The organism is Nonomuraea sp. NPDC050536 (assembly GCF_044457685.1).
Taxonomy (GTDB): Bacteria; Actinomycetota; Actinomycetes; order Streptosporangiales; family Streptosporangiaceae; genus Nonomuraea.
Genome location: NZ_JBITHD010000011.1, coordinates 88,390 through 105,327, shown reverse-complemented (window position 1 = coordinate 105,327; position 16,938 = coordinate 88,390). Strand labels below are relative to the sequence as shown.

General features: G+C 70.2%; 19 protein-coding genes. 8 read left to right on the top strand and 11 right to left on the bottom strand.

The features are described from left to right. Positions 1–41: 41 nt before the first annotated feature. Complete coding sequence (locus ACIBHX_RS28630; RefSeq protein ID WP_397070376.1) at positions 42–356, bottom strand: hypothetical protein; 315 nt, start codon at positions 354–356, stop codon at positions 42–44. Between the two features lie 5 nt (positions 357–361). Next, complete coding sequence (locus ACIBHX_RS28625) at positions 362–922, bottom strand: TetR/AcrR family transcriptional regulator (RefSeq protein WP_397070375.1); 561 nt, start codon at positions 920–922, stop codon at positions 362–364. Positions 923–998: 76 nt separating this feature from the next. Between ACIBHX_RS28625 and ACIBHX_RS28620 the strand changes: the two genes are divergently transcribed. Further along, the gene (locus ACIBHX_RS28620; RefSeq protein WP_397070374.1) at positions 999–2,027 is read left to right on the top strand and encodes a fatty acid desaturase family protein; all 1,029 of its coding nucleotides are present in this window, start codon (positions 999–1,001) and stop codon (positions 2,025–2,027) included. Continuing rightward, entirely contained in the window at positions 2,024–3,541 is a 1,518-nt protein-coding gene (locus tag ACIBHX_RS28615; RefSeq protein ID WP_397070373.1) for an MFS transporter, read from the top strand. Before ACIBHX_RS28620 ends, ACIBHX_RS28615 begins: the two co-directional genes overlap by 4 nt. Positions 3,542–3,549: 8 nt before the next feature. Here ACIBHX_RS28615 and ACIBHX_RS28610 read toward each other — a convergent pair whose 3' ends face one another. Genes ACIBHX_RS28610 through ACIBHX_RS28595 form a run of 4 tightly spaced genes read right to left on the bottom strand, consistent with a single transcriptional unit; the run spans position 3,550 to position 7,189 of the window. Further along, the gene (locus ACIBHX_RS28610; protein ID WP_397070372.1) at positions 3,550–4,086 is read right to left on the bottom strand and encodes a TetR/AcrR family transcriptional regulator; all 537 of its coding nucleotides are present in this window, start codon (positions 4,084–4,086) and stop codon (positions 3,550–3,552) included. A gap of 60 nt (positions 4,087–4,146) precedes the next feature. Beyond that, positions 4,147–5,025 carry a metallophosphoesterase family protein gene (locus tag ACIBHX_RS28605; RefSeq protein ID WP_397070371.1) on the bottom strand — a complete coding sequence of 293 codons (879 nt, stop codon included), beginning with the start codon at positions 5,023–5,025 and terminating at the stop codon, positions 4,147–4,149. A gap of 4 nt (positions 5,026–5,029) precedes the next feature. Then, on the bottom strand, positions 5,030–5,800 hold the full coding sequence (locus ACIBHX_RS28600) for a class I SAM-dependent methyltransferase (RefSeq protein WP_397070370.1): 771 nt from the start codon (positions 5,798–5,800) through the stop codon (positions 5,030–5,032). A 9-nt stretch (positions 5,801–5,809) separates the two neighbouring features. Next, positions 5,810–7,189, bottom strand: coding sequence for a hypothetical protein (locus ACIBHX_RS28595; RefSeq protein ID WP_397070369.1), 1,380 nt, complete (start codon positions 7,187–7,189; stop codon positions 5,810–5,812). A gap of 144 nt (positions 7,190–7,333) precedes the next feature. Between ACIBHX_RS28595 and ACIBHX_RS28590 the strand changes: the two genes are divergently transcribed. From ACIBHX_RS28590 to ligD, 5 genes are all read left to right on the top strand, one after another. After that, complete coding sequence (locus ACIBHX_RS28590) at positions 7,334–8,464, top strand: YncE family protein (protein WP_397070368.1); 1,131 nt, start codon at positions 7,334–7,336, stop codon at positions 8,462–8,464. Then, a complete protein-coding gene (locus ACIBHX_RS28585) occupies positions 8,461–9,204 on the top strand; it encodes a polysaccharide deacetylase family protein (protein ID WP_397070367.1) in 744 nt (247 codons plus the stop codon). The genes ACIBHX_RS28590 and ACIBHX_RS28585 overlap by 4 nt, the downstream gene beginning before the upstream one ends. A gap of 116 nt (positions 9,205–9,320) precedes the next feature. After that, entirely contained in the window at positions 9,321–10,424 is a 1,104-nt protein-coding gene (locus ACIBHX_RS28580; RefSeq protein WP_397070366.1) for a DNA glycosylase AlkZ-like family protein, read from the top strand. 46 nt (positions 10,425–10,470) lie between these two features. Continuing rightward, positions 10,471–11,025, top strand: a complete 555-nt coding sequence (locus ACIBHX_RS28575) for a cysteine hydrolase family protein (protein ID WP_397070365.1) — start codon at positions 10,471–10,473, stop codon at positions 11,023–11,025. Between the two features lie 70 nt (positions 11,026–11,095). After that, positions 11,096–12,133 carry a non-homologous end-joining DNA ligase gene (gene ligD / locus ACIBHX_RS28570; protein WP_397070364.1) on the top strand — a complete coding sequence of 346 codons (1,038 nt, stop codon included), beginning with the start codon at positions 11,096–11,098 and terminating at the stop codon, positions 12,131–12,133. A gap of 59 nt (positions 12,134–12,192) precedes the next feature. Here ligD and ACIBHX_RS28565 read toward each other — a convergent pair whose 3' ends face one another. From ACIBHX_RS28565 to ACIBHX_RS28550, 4 genes are all read right to left on the bottom strand, one after another. Further along, positions 12,193–12,570, bottom strand: coding sequence for a YciI family protein (locus ACIBHX_RS28565; protein WP_397070363.1), 378 nt, complete (start codon positions 12,568–12,570; stop codon positions 12,193–12,195). Positions 12,571–12,888: 318 nt separating this feature from the next. Continuing rightward, entirely contained in the window at positions 12,889–13,263 is a 375-nt protein-coding gene (locus ACIBHX_RS28560; protein ID WP_397070362.1) for a DUF2255 family protein, read from the bottom strand. Then, positions 13,260–14,309, bottom strand: coding sequence for a zinc-dependent alcohol dehydrogenase family protein (locus ACIBHX_RS28555; protein WP_397070361.1), 1,050 nt, complete (start codon positions 14,307–14,309; stop codon positions 13,260–13,262). Before ACIBHX_RS28555 ends, ACIBHX_RS28560 begins: the two co-directional genes overlap by 4 nt. A 414-nt stretch (positions 14,310–14,723) precedes the next feature. Then, positions 14,724–15,215 carry a DUF1772 domain-containing protein gene (locus ACIBHX_RS28550; protein WP_397070360.1) on the bottom strand — a complete coding sequence of 164 codons (492 nt, stop codon included), beginning with the start codon at positions 15,213–15,215 and terminating at the stop codon, positions 14,724–14,726. A 253-nt stretch (positions 15,216–15,468) separates the two neighbouring features. On the opposite strand from ACIBHX_RS28550, the gene ACIBHX_RS28545 reads away from it, so the two are divergent. Next, on the top strand, positions 15,469–16,131 hold the full coding sequence (locus ACIBHX_RS28545; RefSeq protein ID WP_397070359.1) for a hypothetical protein: 663 nt from the start codon (positions 15,469–15,471) through the stop codon (positions 16,129–16,131). A 5-nt stretch (positions 16,132–16,136) separates the two neighbouring features. On the opposite strand, the gene ACIBHX_RS28540 is transcribed toward ACIBHX_RS28545, so the two are convergent. Continuing rightward, positions 16,137–16,922: a helix-turn-helix domain-containing protein gene (locus tag ACIBHX_RS28540; protein WP_397070358.1), complete on the bottom strand. Its 786-nt coding sequence runs from the start codon at positions 16,920–16,922 to the stop codon at positions 16,137–16,139. Positions 16,923–16,938 lie beyond the last annotated feature (16 nt).

Genomic DNA, 16,938 nt, shown 5'->3' with positions numbered 1-16,938 from the left:
CCGCGCGCCAGGGCCACCGACGGCAGGACGGTGGCCCGGGGCTACAGCGGCTGCGCTGGTGCTGGTTTGGTGGGCAGCAGCCCTGCCATCCGCAGCCCCTCCTGATAGCCCCCCGCTGGAAGTGACCAGAACAGCTCGGCGGCGTCGATGACGCTCAGGCGCTGGTCGATCGTCCACGTTTCGATCATGCGCAGCAGTGCCCGCCCGTCGCTCACCCACACCTCGGGTGCGCCCATCGCGATGACCGTGGCCACCTCCGGAGCCAGGAGATGAGCCTTGGCCTGGCGGCCGGCGAAGTACAGCCCGTTCACGGCATCCACGATCAGCAGGGCTTGTTTCAAGGTGAGCGTAGGCATCGCTGTCATCCGAGGTCGCGCGAACTCACGTGGCAGGCAAGCGCCTGCGCGAGCGTTTCTGCGGTGGGTGCGCGTTCCGGGTCGATGAGGCGCTGCATGATCAGTCCGGTCAGCAGGGTCAGGTAGAAGGCGCCGACCGCCCGCTGCGTCGCCTGGGGCAGCCTCGCGTCGCCCAGCCAGCCGGCCAGCTCCAGGCGGGCCGTTTCCTGTGCGTCGGACAGCGCCTGCCGCAGCTGCGGCAGCCGTTCGGCCTGGGCGAAGACCTCGATGTTGGCCACGAAGACGGGGCGGTGCAGGTCGAGCAGCTCGATCGCCCGCTGCCACAGGGTTTCGAAGCCCTTGTGCGGTGCGTCATCGGACAGCGCTTGGCGCAACCTGTCGGCCCAGTCGGTGGTCGCCTCGAGCATGGCCTCGAACAGCAGCGCGTCCTTGGACCCGAAGTGGTAGCCGATCGAGGCCAGGTTGGCCCCCGAGGCCCTGGCGATGTCGCGCGTCGTGGTGTGCGCGTAGCCGCGTTCCTGCAGGCAGCGTTTGGCGCCGTCGATCAGCTTGTCTCGCTCTCCCATGCCGCCACCCTATCCAAACATCCGTCACAAACATATGTTTTGTACAAACGTTTCAAACGTGTGTATGGTCGGCGGCATGACACAAGCAACCGCGACGCCCACGGCTGCGAGCGACTTCAGCGGTCTGTCCAGACGCATCAAGGAGGCCGGCCTGCTCGACCGGCGCCCGCGCTACTACCTGGTGCGACTCGGTGTGGTCGCAGGTCTCTACCTCGCAGGCGTGGCGGTGTTCCTCCGGCTGGGCGACTCCTGGCTCCAGCTCCTGCTGGCCGTCTACTTCGCGATCGTCTTCGCCCAGGTCGCCCTCGTCCTGCACGATCTGGCACACCGGCAGATCTTCCTTGGCCGCGGGCCGAGTGAGCTCCTCGGACGGCTCGGCGGCAACCTCGCGATCGGCCTCGGCTACGGCTGGTGGATGAACAAGCACACCCGCCACCACGCCAACCCCAACCACGAGGACCTCGATCCGGACGTCGTGCCCGACGTGCTGGTGTGGTCACAGGAGCAGGCGCGCGAGAGCAGCGGGCTGGCCCGGCTCATCGGTGGCCGGCAGGCGTTCCTGTTCTACCCGCTGCTCCTGCTGGAAGGGCTCAACCTGCACGTCAGCGGCGTGCGCGCACTGCGGCAACCCTGGTTGAAGCATCGCGGCCTGGAGGGCGCGCTGCTGTTCGCCCACTTCGCCCTCTACCTGGGCGTGCTGGCCTGGACCCTGTCACCGGGCAAGGCGCTCGCCTTCTTCGCCATCCACCAGGGGCTGTTCGGCGTCTACATGGGCTGCGTCTTCGCCCCGGGCCACAAGGGCATGCCGACGCTGACCGGGGAAGCCACGCTCGACTTCCTGCGCAAGCAGGTGCTCACCACTCGCAACGTGCGCGGCGGCCGGTTCATCGACATCGCCATGGGCGGGCTCAACTACCAGATCGAACACCATCTGTTCCCCAACATGCCCACGCCCAACCTGCGCCAGGCGCAGCCCATCGTGCGGGACTACTGCCGGCAGTTGCGCCTGCCGTACCACGAAGTCGGCTTCGTCGCCTCGCACGGCGAGGCCCTGCGCCACCTGCACCACGCGGGTGCCCCTCTCAGAAGGAAGGACCGTTCATGAAGGCCGGACGCAAGCAGTGGATCGGGCTGGCCGTGCTGGTCCTGCCGGTGCTGCTGATCTCCGTGGACCTGCACGTGCTGTCATACGCGCTGCCGTTCATCAGCGCCAGCCTGGCACCGAGCAGTTCCCAGCTGCTGTGGATCATCGACATCTACCCGTTCATGCTGGCCGGGCTGCTGCTGCCGATGGGCACGCTGGGAGACCGGGTCGGACGGCGACGGTTGCTGATGGCCGGGGCGGCCGCGTTCGGTGCCGCCTCCGCCGTCGCCGCCTTCTCCGGCAGCGGGGACATGCTCATCGCCACCCGGGCCGTGCTCGGCGTGGGCGGCGCCACGCTGATGCCCTCGACGCTGTCGCTGATCCGCAACATGTTCCACGACGAAGGCCAGCGCCGGGTCGCCATCTCCATCTGGACCGGCGCATTCGCCGGCGGCGCCATGCTGGGGCCGCTGATGGGCGGCGCGCTGCTGGAGCACTTCTGGTGGGGTTCGGTGTTCCTGGTCAACCTGCCGGTTATGGCGCTGCTGCTGATCCTGGCACCACTGCTGCTGCCCGAGTCGCGTAACCCGCGCCCGGGCCGGTTCGACCTGCTCAGCGTGGCGCTGTCGCTGGCGGCGATCCTGCCCACGATCTACGGCGTGCAGCATGTCGCCCAGGACGGCTTCAGCCTGCTGCCCGTGCTGGCCATCGCGGCCGGTCTGGCGCTGGGGATCGCCTTCGTGCGCCGCCAGCGCGCGATTCCCGATCCGATGCTGGACGTGCGCCTGTTCGGCAGCCGCGCGTTCACCGCCGCCATCGGCGCCAACACCCTGGGCGTCTTCGCCATGGTCGGTTCCAGCCTCTTCACCACCCAGTACCTGCAGATGGTCATGGGCGCCCGGCCGCTCATCGCCGGCCTGTACGCGCTGCCCTCGGCGGGCATGGCCATGCTCACCGCGGCGCTGGCCCCCGTCCTGGTCCGGAAGGTCCGTCCCGGCCTGGTGGTCTGCGCAGGACTGCTCGTCGGCGCCGGCGGATTCGCGCTGCTGTCCAGGCTGGACGTGACCGGCCAGGCAGGCCTGCTGATCGTCGGGATCATGCTGATGGCCGGTGGTGTCACCCTTGTCCTGACCGTCTCCTCCGACCTGATCATCGCCACCGCTCCGCCGGAGCGGGCGGGTTCGGTGGCCGGGCTGTCGCAGGTGGCCACCGAGTTCGGCGGCGCGCTCGGCATCTCCCTGCTGGGCAGCATCGGCACAGCCGTCTACCGCGGGCACCTGCTCGAAAAGCAGGCCCCCGCACCGGCGCTCGACACCCTCGGCGCCGCTCTGGAAGCGGCGCGGCACCTGCCGGAACCGGCACGGACCGCCCTGGCCGCCGCCGCCCGTGAAGCCTTCACCCAGGGCCAGCACTACGCCATGATCGCGGCAGCCGCGGGTCTGTGCCTGATGGCGGTGCTGGCGCCGATCCTGCTGCGGTCCGTCCAGCGAGCAGGCCGGCCTGAACAGCGAAGCGGCCAGCACGCGATGCGGTGACGCGACGCTCAGGCGGTGGCCGCCTCGGCGACGGACCGGATGCCGAGAACAAGGTCCTGGGCGGTCGGCGCGTTGTCCGGATCAACGGTCCACCGCACCACCATGCCGATGAGCAGGGTCAGCAACACCTGAGCGCCCGCCTCGTCCTGTTGCGGGAGTCGCTTGCCCAGTTCGCCCCGGGCGTGGGCCTGTCCCTCGGCCAGCTGGGTGCGCAACTCGGGAGAATGCGCCGCCTGCGCCAACGTGTCGAGGTTGGCCAGCCACAGCATCGGCTTGTTCTGGAACGAGTCGATCAGCTCGGTCCAGAACGCCTCGAACCACTTTCGGGACTCGTCGGGGAGAGCCTTGAGGATCTCCCCGACGGCTTCCCCGGTCGACTCGATCATCGCCTGCGTGAGCAGGGCGTCCTTGGAACGGAAGTGATAGTTGATCGCGGCCAGGTTGCTGCCGGAGACGGCGACGATGTCACGTACCGTCGTGCGTGCGTAACCACGCTCGGCCAGGCACTGCTTGGCCGCGGCCAGCAAATCCTCGGGGACCCCCATGAGGGGATCGTACCAGCGCCGCAAACGCCCGTTTCAAACAAATGACTGGCGTCGCGCGGCCTACCTGGCCTGGATGACGGCGCGGTCGAAGGGCTTGCCATGCTGGTCGACGGCGGTGAGCGTGAGGGTGTTCTTGGTGATCTCGACCGCCGTGAAGTGATGCCGTACGGCTGCCGCCACCCGGCCCGGCGTGCCGTGGCAGGCGCGCAGGGCGTACAGGGCGGCGCCGCCGCCTCCGGTGACCACGTAGGTGACGCCGCCGGGGGAGACGAAGCGCTGGTAGTTGTGGTCGTGGCCGTTCAGGACCAGCGCGACCCGGTGGCGCTCGATCACCGGTACCCAGAGCCGGTCCACCGCGGGCGTCGAGCCGTGCTCCGAGCAGGACCAGGCGGGCTGGTGGAAGACGACGATACGGAAGCGGGGCCCGGGCGCCGACAGTTGCTCGTCGAGCCAGCGGGCCTGGGCCAGGTCGGGGCGGTTGGCGTCCAGGAAGAGCACCTGCGCGCCTGCCAGCCGCCTGGCGTAGGGCAGCTCGGGCAGGGCGAGGTGCGTCAGCTGGTCGGGTCCGTTGCCGTTCTGCTCGTCGTGGTTGCCGAGCGTGGCCCAGATCGAGCCCCGCCACCGGGCGTACGGCTGGTCGATGGCCTCGTCGAAGCGGTGGGGATCGCCGTCGGGATAGACGTTGTCCCCGGTGCTGACCAGCGCGTCGACGCGGTGCCCTGCATCGGCCCAGCCTCCCATGGCCTCGGCGACCGCCCGCTGGGCGCTGCTTGCCGTACCGAAGTCGCCCAGGGCGATGAAGCCGCTCCGCGAGGGCGTGGCTCGCGGGGGCGACTGGACAGGGGCGGGCGCCTGAGTGGTGGGGGTGGCGGGCGGAGCGGGAGCGGTGCACGCGCAGAGCGCGATCACCGCGGCCGCCAGCACGGACAGCAGGCGCATGCCCTCACGGTAGCCGGGGAGTGAGCCGGAGCTTGGACTGTTTGTGCGGTCCCTTCTCCCAGTCCTTCATGAAGGTCGCCGTGAAGCCGTGCCTGGCCGCCAGCTCGACGAGGGTCTCGGTGCGGTAGTAGAAGTCCTCGCGCAGCACGTGGTGCTCGGTGCCGACGGTCCGGTCGAAGGTGAAGTCGAAGTGGCCGTCCGGCCGCATGATCCGGCCCACGTGGGACAGGCACTCGTCGATGACCGAGATGGGGGTGTGGGAGAAGACGCTGTGCGCGTGCACCACGTCGAAGCTCCGCTCGGGCATGAAGTCGAAGGTCAGGTTGTCGACAAGCCTCAGGCCAGGCTCCTTGTCCTGCAGGCTGTGCCGTACCACCGTCTTGTTGGCGGCCAGCAGGATGTCGGGCGAGATGTCGATGCCGTAGTAGTTGCCCGAGTCGAGGTAGTCGATGAAGCGCCAGCCGGCGCGCAGGTTGCCGCAGCCGATCTCCAGCAGCCGGTGGTCCGGCTTGAGCCCGTGGCGCAGCAGGTAGTCGAACTGCAGCTTGCCCATCTCCAGCCAGCGCTTGTGCGTGTGGCTGCCGACGGCGCCCTCGGGGCCGCGGGCCGCGTCGGACTTCATGACGGCGCGGTAGTAGCCGACGTGCCCCTTGGTGGTGGCGCGCAGCCACAGGTCGCGCGCCATGCGCCGCATGTACGGCGGCACCTTCCCGGGGTTACGCAGCGCGTAACGCAGCTGATAGACGGGATTTGATCGATTTGTCAGGGTACCCATGTCATCTCCCTAATGCGGAATGTAGGCGATCCATCCCCGGGTGAGGGGGTTTTTGTCCCAGGTCCGGAGGAAGGGCGCCGGGACGGCATCGCCGCGGGCGATCACGGCGATGTGCTCGCCAGCGGTTCTGGCGAGAGGTTTGGGCAGGGCAGGGGTGGTGGGCCAGACGCGCACGCCGAACGACCGGCAGCCGACGTAGTAGGCGACCTGCACGGCGTCGTCGCCGTACAGGAAGCACGGCCGCGTGATGCCCATCGTGGCGAGGCGGCCGGCGATGACCTGGTCGGCCCGCCGGGCCGCGAGCCGCATCGGATTGGACACCCACAGCGCCAGCCCCTGCAGCGCGAAGTGCGCGGCCAGCCCGAGCGCGACCAGCCCCACGCCGACCACGCGCGGCCGCCACGTCAGCACCCAGGCGGCGCCCTGGGCGATCGGGATCGCCAGCAGGGCGTAGCAGGGCAGCAGGAAGCGCGGCGCCGCGTAGTCGACGAAGAAGAGGTACGGCAGAGCCAGCGACACACCCGTGGCGGTCGCGAGCCCCACCTCGGGCAGGCGGTCCCGCGCGGCGTACAGCCCCAGGCCCACCAGCAGCGGGATGGAGACCCACCACAGCAGCCAGGGCATCAGGACCGACCCGCAATGGGCGGGCGGGCGGCACAGCAGCGGCCCGTCGAGCGCCCTGGCGTGCTTGATCAGGGAGGACGTCAGGCCCGTGCGGTTGTCGACCGCGGCGGCGTCCCAGCGCGCAGCCAGGCCGCCGAAGCGGATCCAGGCCTCGGCGATCCACTCCGCCCACCCTGCCACGAGCCCGCCGAGAATGGCGAAGGTTAGGCCGCGGCGGCCCCGCCGTACCAGGACGAGGGCGGCCAGCAGCGGGAGCGCCAGCCACAGGCTGTCGGAAGGCCGCACCAGCGCGACCAGGCCGACGCTCACGGCCAGCCCGGCGAGCGCCCGGCGGCCACCTTCGCCCCTGGCGATCTGCAGGTAGCAGCCCGCGGCGGCCACCGCGCCGAAGGCCACCCACATGTTCGGCATGGCCTCGTTGCCGTAGAAGACCGCCAGCCACAGCGAGGCGAACAGCAGCGCTGCCAGCGGGACCACGGCGCCCAGCCTCAGCCGCAGCCACGTGCCGAACGACAGGAACAGGGCCAGGCCGGAGGCAAGGCTCAGATAGATCCGCAGCGCGGTCACCGAGGACGTGAGCGCCACCATCGGCGCCACCAGCAGAGGAATCCCGCGGGCGCGCGGCGCGGTGAAATCCGCGGCGGGCACGCGTGGGTTGACCTGGCTGACGTAGACGGCCTCGTCCCAGCCCAGGCCCATGCGGGGCATCACGAGCAACTGCACGGCGACGTACGCGAGCGCCACCAAGGCCAGCCATTTTCTCACGCCGCCTTACTACAACGACGGCCGCAGCCTCCGACTCGCCGACGGACGCGTGTTTGGTCCGGATACGGCAAAAAGTCGGAGGTCAGCGCGGTGTTAACCCGTCGCTTAGCCGACGCTGGCTGGATGCTTTCTAGGGTTTGCCTCATGAGACGGTTGGTGGTCGTGAGCGCGCTGCTGGTGACATCCTGCGGCGCGGCACCCTCCAGAGCAGGCGTTCCGGCGCCGGTGCCCTCCCCTGTGCCCACCCCGCCGCCGTCGCGTGCGCAGACGGTCGCCCACCACAAGAAGACGGACGTCTACTCCCATGACGCGCCGGGGATGCTGAGCCCGAAGGTCGCAGACCTGAAGCCGCGGGTGTACGTGCCCAACAGCGAGTCCAACACGCTCGACGTGATCGACCCGCGCACCTACAAGGTCGTCCACCACTACCGCGTGGGCCTGCGGCCGCAGCACGTCGTCCCCTCCTGGGACCTGAAGACGCTCTGGGTCAACGACAACGACGGCAACCAGCTCACCCCCATCAACCCCGTGACAGGCCGCCCCGGCAAGCCGGTACGCGTCGACGACCCGTACAACCTCTACTTCACCCCCGACGGCTCCTACGCCCTGGTGATGGCCGAGCGGAACAACCGGCTCGACTTCCGCAACCCGCACACGATGCGGCTGATCCGCTCGATCAACCTGCCCTGCAGGGGCGTCAACCACGGCGACTTCACCGCCGACGGCTCCACCTTCCTGCTCAGCTGCGAGTTCTCCGGCCAGCTCGTGGCCGTCGACTGGCGGCACCACAGGGTGCTCAAGACGCTCGGCGGGATGGGCATGCCGCAGGACGTCAAGCTCTCACCCGACGGCCGCCTGTTCTACGTGGCCGACATGGAGTCCGACGGCGTGTGGATCATCAACGCCCGCACCATGAACCGGACCGGTTTCCTGCACACCGGCCAGGGCGCGCACGGCCTGTACGTCAGCCGCGACTCCCGGCAGCTGTACGTCTCCAACCGCGGCGAGGGATCCGTCTCCGTCGTCTCCTTCGCCAAGCAGAAGGTGGTCCAGCGCTGGAGCATCCCCGGCGGCGGCTCGCCCGACATGGGCGGCGTGTCGGCCGACGGCAAGCAGCTGTGGCTCGCCGGGCGCTACAACGGCGTCGTGTACGTCTTCTCCACCGTGACGGGCAAGGTGCTGCACACGATCAGGGTCGGCAGCGGGCCGCACGGGCTGTGCGTGTTCCCCCAGCCCGGCCGCTACTCGCTCGGCCACACGGGGGTCTTCCGGTGATCGACCGCCGTCACCTGCTCGCGTCCGTCGGCCTGCTGCCGCTGGCCGCCTGCGCCTCACCCGCGCGCCCGCCCGTGACTCCCGCTGTCGCGACGACTCCTGCGACGACTCCTGCACCGGCGCCGGTCTCGACGCCCGCACGGCTGCCGGGCGAGGTGGTGCACGGCCTCCGTGACCGTCCCATGGTCGCGCTCACCTTCCACGGCGCGGGCCCGTACGGCCTGGCCGAACGGGTCCTCAGCACCGTCGAGCGGCACCATGCCCACGTCACCGTCATGGCGGTCGGGACCTGGCTCAACAGGTCGATCGCCGACCGCGTCACCGGCGCCGGCCACGACCTGGGCAACCACACCATGCACCACCTGGACATCTCGGGCATGTCCAAGGACCGGGCGCGTGCGGAGATCGAGGACTGTGCCGCTCGGCTGCACGAGCTGACCGGCTCGAGCGGCGCCTGGTTCCGGCAGTCGGCCGCCCGCCACGCCACCCCGCTCATCCGGGAGCTGGCCCGGGCGGCCGGCTACCGCACGTGCCTGTCCTACGACGTGGACTCCAGCGACTTCCTGGATCCGGGGGAGCGGGCGATCGCGGGCAACGTGCTGCGCGCCGTACGGCCCGGCAGCATCGTCAGCCTGCACCTGGGCCACCCCCAGACCCTGGCGGCCCTGCCCCGCATCCTCGACGGCCTGCACCGCCGCCACCTGCGCCCCGTCACCGTGACGGAACTCCTCCACTTATGAGCACGGCCGCATGACCGCGCCTGCCGGCCGAACAGCGGCCCGCTTGGCCGGCCTGAGGGGGGCCGGCCAAGCGGGCTCCGCGTGTTTGTCGGTGGCGGGTTCTAGGCTCTGGGGCCATGGCCAAGGTGCATCAGCTCAGCCCTCAGGACGCGCGGCGGGTGGCCGTGCGCGCTCAGCTTCTGCAGCGCGGACGGCCGACCGACCTGCTGTCGGTGGTGCGCCAGCTGACCCTGCTGCAGCTCGATCCGATCAGCGCGGTCGCGCCCAGTGCCGATCTGGTGGCCTGGAGCCGGCTGGGGTCGTCCTACGCGCCGGGCGATCTGCGGGCGGCGCTGGAGGATCGGCGGTTGATCGAGCTGCGGGCCCTGCTGCGACCTGCCGAGGATCTCGCGCTCTATCGCGCCGCCATGGCCGCCCGGCGGGCCAGTGGCGAGCTGACGGACTGGCAGCGGCATCGCCAGGACTGGGTCCAGGCCAACGATCGTTCCCGCAGGGAGATCCTCGACCTCCTGCGCCATCGGGGAGCGCTGCCCTCACGGGAGCTGCCCAACACCTTCGACAAGCCGTGGAGTTCCACCGGCTGGACGAACAACAAGAACGTCACCCAGATGCTGGAGTTCCTGGTGCAGCGCGGCGAGGTCGCCGTGGCCGGGCGCAAGGGGCGCGACCGGCTGTGGGATCTGGCCGAGCGGGTCTATCCGGACGATCCGGTGGTGCCGGTCGAGGAGGCCGTGAAGGAGCGTGACCGGCGGCGGCTGCGCGCTCTGGGGATCGCCCGTGCCCGCTGCACGGCGTTCCCCGTCGAGCCCGCCGACGTCGGCGAGGCGGGAGAGCCCGCGGTCGTCGAGGGTGTCAAGGGCGAGTGGCGGGTCGATCCGTCGATGCTGGACGGGGGGTTCGACGGCCGGGCGGCGCTGCTGTCGCCGTTCGACCGGCTCGTCCACGACCGCACCCGCGCGCTGGAGCTCTTCGGGTTCGACTACCAGCTGGAGATGTACAAGCCCGCGGACAAGCGGCGGTGGGGCTACTTCGCGCTGCCGATCCTCCACGGTGACCGGCTGGTGGGCAAGCTCGACGCCACCGCCGACCGCAAGGCCGGCGTGTTCACGGTCAACGCCGTCCACGAAGACGTGCCGTTCACCCAGGCCGTGGCCGCCTCGGTCGATGCGGAGATCGCCGACCTGGCGGGCTGGCTCGAGCTCGAACTGCGGCGGGCCTGATGTCGGTGGCCCGCCGTACCGTAGGAGATCCACACAGGAGGCTTTCATGACGACCCTGCCCGACCGGCCGAACACGGCGCTGCTTGTCATCGACGTCCAGAACGGGGTGATGGCCGGTGCGCACAACCGCGAAGGCGTGATCGCCAACATCGGCACCCTGATCGGCAAGGCGCGCGCCGACAACGTGCCCGTGCTGTGGGTGCAGCACTCCGACGAGGATCTCCCGCTCGACAGCGACAGCTGGCAGTACGTGCCGGAGCTGGTCCGCGACGACTCCGAGCCGCTGGTGCACAAGACCTACCTCGACTCCTTCGAGGACACCGACCTGGAGGAGCGGCTGGCCGAGCGCGGGGTGGGCCGGCTCGTCGTCGCCGGCGCCCAGACCGACGCGTGCATCCGCTCGACCCTGCACGGGGCCATCGTGCGCGGTTACGACGCGACGCTGGTCGAAGACGCGCACACCACCGAAGACCTCAGCCAGTACGGCGCGCCGCCTCCCGACCAGGTGATCGCCCACACCAACCTCTACTGGCAGCACCAGGCCGCCCCCGGCCGCCGCGGCGGGACGGTCACCACCGCGGAGGTCAGCTTCACTGCCTGACGGCGGATCCTGACCAGGCATAGACCCTGCTTTGACCCTAGCGGGTGGCCGAACGGGTACGCCTGCGTGCATGGCGCTGCCGCGATACGCGCCCATGCTGGCCCAGCTCGGCACCCTGCCTCCCGCAGCCGACCGGGACGCGTGGGCCGCGGAGATGAAGTGGGACGGAGTGCGCGCCGTCCTCTATGTCGAGGGCGGCGCGGTCACGATCATGTCCCGCAACCTGCGCGACGTGACGGCCGCCTACCCCGAGCTGCAGATGATCGCGGGCGCGGTGCGGCGGCACGACGTGGTGCTCGACGGCGAGATCGTGGCCTGGGACGAGGCGGGCCGGCCGAGCTTCAGCCAGTTGCAGAACCGGATGCACGCCCGCCACCCGGCCAGGGTCGCGGAGCTGGTGCGGGCGGTGCCGATCACCTACATGGCCTTCGACATCATGCACGTGGACGCGGACCCGGCGATCCACTCTCCCTACGCGGAGCGGCGGCGGCTGCTGGAGGGGATCGTGCGGCCGGGCGCGCGCTGGGAGGTGCCCGTCGGGTTCACGGGCGACCCGGTGGCGGCGCTGCGGCTGGCGAACCAGCTCGGCCTGGAAGGGGTGGTGTGCAAGCGGCTGACGTCGCCGTACACGCCGGGCCGCCGGTCACCGTACTGGGTCAAGGTCAAGAACGTGAAGCACCAGGAAGTGATCATCATTGGCTGGAAGCCCGGTGAGGGCCGCCGGGCCGGCACGCTCGGCTCGCTCCTGCTGGGCGCGCACGACGAGAACGGGCGGCTGCGGTTCATCGGCCACGTAGGGACCGGCTTCACCGACGCCATGCTGGACGACCTGCGCGAACGGCTGGCGCCGCTGGAACAGCCTGGCCCTCCGGTCGACGACGTGCCGCGGGACGTCGCCAGGGGCGCGCGCTGGGTGCGGCCCGCGCTGGTCGGCGAGGTGCAGTACGGCGAGTGGACCCCCGACCAGCGCCTGCGCCACCCGTCATGGCGGGGCCTGCGCGACGGCGTGGAGCTGACGTCTGTGAAAACGGAACAATTGCATCAAACGCAACACCGTGCCGATTCTCGGCATCGCGATGGACCAGGTGGCGCGGCCGCGGTCGGCTGACGACAGCCTAGAAGAGGCAGGGGTGGGTCAGGTACCGCGCCTGACCCACCCCGCGCGCATCACGCTGTCTCGGACGGACGGTTGTGGCGCTCGCTGCTCGGGAAGCGGTGGACCTCCTGGGGCCAGTCGAGCGCGACAGCGAGGCGGCCGGCCCAGTAGCGGGCGGTCTCGTCGTCCGGTACGTCGATGACGCAGAAGCCACCGAGGTGTTCCTTCGTCTCGACGTACGGCCCGTCGCTGAAGATCGGCTCCCCGTCCTTCGCTTCGACGCTGCAGATCGCGGTCGAGGCGTCGATACCGCCGTTGCTGAACACGAAAACCCCGGCGGCCTCCATCTCCGCGATCACCGCGCGGCCCGCGATGCCCTTCGCGCCCAACTCCTCCCCGGTGTGCTCCGGCACCCATTCGTCGTTGAACGAGATCAGATACTGCGCCACTGCCGTCTCCTCTCAGCCCAGCGACCCGAACGGCCGCCACACCCACTCCACGAACGGCAACACCCGAATCCGACACCGTCCCACGACAATCTTCACTCCGTCAGCGCTTCGATCCCGGCGGCCAGAACCAGCTCCATGTCCCCTTCGACACGAACACGCACCGTCCTTCGATCCTTCTCGCTGCCAAGCACGAGCTACAGAGCGACTCCACCTCGGACGCGAATACCGCAGCAGACCGATATGCACACTCCGCCAGTCGTGCAACCGGGGTTGCCCGAGGCCGGATAGGAGCCCACTCCGCGAAGGCGGCCTGCTACGTCACCGCGGCAACAGTTTGATCGTCGTGGATCGGGCCTCCTCGGCCATCATCGGGTCGACGTAGCGCGGGCCGTACCGGTTGTACTTGGTCTGGTAGGCGTCGTCGATCTGCTCGTTGACCTGCTGATCTTTCTCGTCGGCGAAGGTGACGTCCTTGTCGACGCCGCCTGCCTGGATGTGGCCCTCGTGGCGGGACTGCGCCGCGCGGTACCAGGCGCCGTCGCGGCCCCGGTAGGCGCGGACGTACAGGTCGTCGCCGACGCGGACCACCCAGATGGTCACCGGTCCGTGCGGCGTGCCGTCGCCGAGCGACGGCGAGATCTCCAGCTCCTCCGCGGTCCCGATCGCGTCGAGTTCCGCGTTCGTCCAGGTCATCGGCTCGTCTCCGTGGGGTCGATGAGGACCTTGAGCGCCTGGCGGGCCGCCATCGCGCGGTAGCCGTCCGGCACGCCGTCCAGGTTGATCGTCCGGTCGAAGACCTTGCCGGGCTCCAGCCTGCCCTCGAGCACGTCGGGCATCAGCTCCTCGAGGTAGGCCCTGGCCGGCGCCACGCCGCCGGTGAGCGTGATGTTGCGGACGAACATGTTGAACCCGATCGGCCCCATCTCGTACTGCGGCGCCCCGACCCTGCTCACCGTCCCGCCGTCGCGGACCACGCCGAACGCCGTCTCCAGCGCCTGCTCGGTGCCGACGCACTCCAGTACGGCATGCGTCCCGTCACCGCCGGTCAGCTCCCTGACCCGCTCGACGCCGGCCTCGCCGCGCTCGGTGACCACGTCCGTGGCGCCGTACTCGACGCCGAGATCCGTCCGCTCCTTGTGCCTGCCCATCAGCAGGATGCGTTCGGCGCCGAGCCGCCTGGCGGCCAGCACCGCCAACAGCCCGACAGCGCCGTCGCCGATCACCGTCACCGCCGTCCGCGGCCCGACCCTGGCCTTGACCGCGCAGTGGTGGCCGGTGGGGTACACGTCCGACAGGGACAGCAGCCCCGGCAGCAGCGCGGAGTCCTCGCCGACGGGCAGCTTCACCAGCGTGCCCTGGGCCTGCGGCACCCGTACGGCCTCGCCCTGCGCGCCGTCCACACCGTCGCGGGCCCAGAAGCCGCCGTTCGGGCACGACGTCTGCAATCCTTCGACGCAGAAGCGGCAGGTGTTGTCCGAGTAGGCGAACGGCGCCACCACCAGGTCGCCGCGCCGGATCCCCGACACCTCGCCGCCCACGTCCTCCACGACGCCCAGGAACTCGTGCCCGATGCGCTCGCCGTACTCGGTTGGAGGCATGGAGGCGTACGGCCACAGGTCGCTGCCGCAGATGCACGAGCGCACGACCCGCACGACGGCGTCGGTGGGCTCGCGCAGCACCGGATCGGGCACGGTCTCCACCCGCACGTCACCGGCACCGTAGATCAATGTCGCTCTCATCGGACGTGCTCGCCCCATTCGCTCTCTGGCCCCTCGCCAGGGCTCTCTCACATCGAGCGGTCGTCAGGCTTCTTCCCCGCTCTCTTCACCCTTCGGGCACTACCCGCCAAACGGGCATCAGGGGGGACACACCACGCAGAGTTTGCCCATTCAGGGCGAGGCCTAGGCCCAAGGCTGGACTGCGAAAGGAGCGTGCCAGGGCTGTGACAGGGGCCGCCTGGCGCCGGCACGGTGCGAGCGGTTGGGATACGCGCGGGGCAAAGCCATCAACCTGGACAACCTGGGTCCAGGCCGGACACCCCGGCCTGGCGCGGGACGTCACCAACGCCGCCTACCTGATCATGGCCGAGCTGGCCGATCCCAGGGCTCAGGACATCAAGGCGGCGCGGGACGAGATCACCGTGGGCGGGCCCGCTAGCTCGACTTGCCGGCGAGCGTGAGGGCCCAGGCCAGCAGGCCGAAGGAGATGGTGGAGGTGATGACGCGCACGAGGTTCCAGCTGGCCCACTTGGCCTCGTCGAAACGCTCGCGGGCCGCGGCGACGTCGATGTGCGCCGGGTTGCCGGCCGCCTTGAGGGCGTCGTTCATCGGGACGTTGACGGCGATCGTGATGACGAACGCGATCAGGTAGAGCACGAACGCCACGGCGATCCAGATGAACGGCGCCCTGCCCCAGTACAGGATCCCGGCCAGGATCGTGAACAGCAGCGCACCCATGAAACCCCCTGCCATGAACCAGGGGTTGATGATCGCCCGGTCGAGCGACTGGAAGGCGCCCACGAACGTCCGGTCGTCCGTCTTGGCGAGGCCCGGCATGATCGTGTGCCAGTAGAGGACGAAGGCGCCCGTCACGAGCCCCATCGTCAGCGTCGCGGCCATCAGCGCGATCATGCGCAAGGTGTCCATGTGTCCTCCTAGCAAGGCAAAGTCGTGGGCTCCGATCTTAGGGAACCAGGCTTTCACCGAGCTGTCTCGGCCCCACAGTTGGTCACCAGGTCCAGTGGGAGTGCAGGTCCCGCTGGTTCGCCTTCACGGCCGCCGGGTCTCACGGCCCTGCCCGCACGGACAATATGAGAAGAAGGAAACCTCCTGGGGAGGTGAGTGCCGTGATGGACTGCTACGGCTTCGTCCCGCTGTGGTGGATCACCCAGGGGCCCCGGTGACCGGACAGGGTCGCCGACTGCGGCCGGCCGTACTGGTCGTGGCGCTGGCCGCTGTTGTCGCCTGGGTGGTGTGGGTCGCGGTCAGCGGCCTCGGACCGCCCGGCTCCTGGACGATGGGGGTCGTGTCGCACGAGGGGCCCGTCCACAGCATGGCCGAAGCCGAGCACGCGGCCGGGCGCTTCGCCCAGCGGTGGGGCCTGCACGTCGGGGAGGTCATGCAGTTCAGCAACGGCTACTACGCCGAACTCCTGAGCCCCGATGGCAGCCGCGCCACGGAAGTCCTGGTCGTCCCGGGCAGCGGCACCGTCCAGCTGGAGTTCGGCCCGGCCATGATGTGGAACACCGCCTACGGCATGATGCCCGCCTCCGGCCGGACCGGTGCCGGGACGATCGGGCCCGGCCAGGCGCTCCGGATCGCCGACCGCTGGCTGGCCGAGCACCGGACCGGGCTGCACGCCGCCGAACCCGAGCGGTTCCCCGGCTACTACACCCTGCACACGCTGCGCGGCGACCAGATCGTCGGCATGCTGTCGGTCAACGCGACGACCGGCTCCGTCTGGGACCACACCTGGCACGGCCGCTTCATCCGGATGATCAGCGAGGTCGACCTGGCCAAGGAAGTTCGTCCACAGGATCTACGCACGGTCCTGATCGACTGAGCAGGTCACAGTGCCCGCCGGGCGAGGATCTCGGCACTGGGTCCGTCGGCGGGGAGGAAGGCTTCCAGGCGCAGCTCGGACAGGGTGACGTCGACGGCCGTGGCGAAGGACGTGAGCGTGGTGATGAGACGCAGCTCGCCCTCCGGCACGCGCAGGCGCAGCGGTACGGCGAAGCCGAGGTGGTCGGCGGGCGGGTCCGCGTCGGGAAGGTAGCCGTCGAGCTCGGCGATGAACGCGTCCAGGCCGGGGGCGGGGCTCTGGCGTAGCTGGTCGCGGAGGCTGCCGGTGATGTGGCGGCCCCACTCGGCCAGGTTCTCCACCCGGCGGGCCATCCCGTCGGGGTGCAGGGCCAGGCGCAGCACGTTGATCGGCGGCTCGAGCAGGGCGGGCGCGGCGCCCTCGGCCAGGACGGCGAAGGCCGCGTTGGCGGCGACCAGCTCGCCGTACGGCCGGACGACCACCGCCGGGTAGGGCAGGTGCCCGTCTAGGATGCGCTCCAGGGCCTCACGCACCGGGCCGAGCTCGGCGGCGTCCAGGCTCGACTCCGCATACACGGGGGCGAAGCCCGCGGCGAGCAGCAGGTCGTTGCGTTCCCGCAGCGACAGGCCCAGCGACTCGGCCAGCCGTACCACCATGGCGCGTCCGGGACGCGAGCGTCCCTGTTCGAGGAAGCTCAGGTGGCGCTGGGTCGTGTCGGTTCTGATCGCGAGATCGAGCTGGCTGAAGCGGCGGCGCGTCCGCCAGCGCCGCAGCTCGCTCGCGAACTGGTCGGGTTCCACCAACACCGTCATGTCCCTATTCATACTG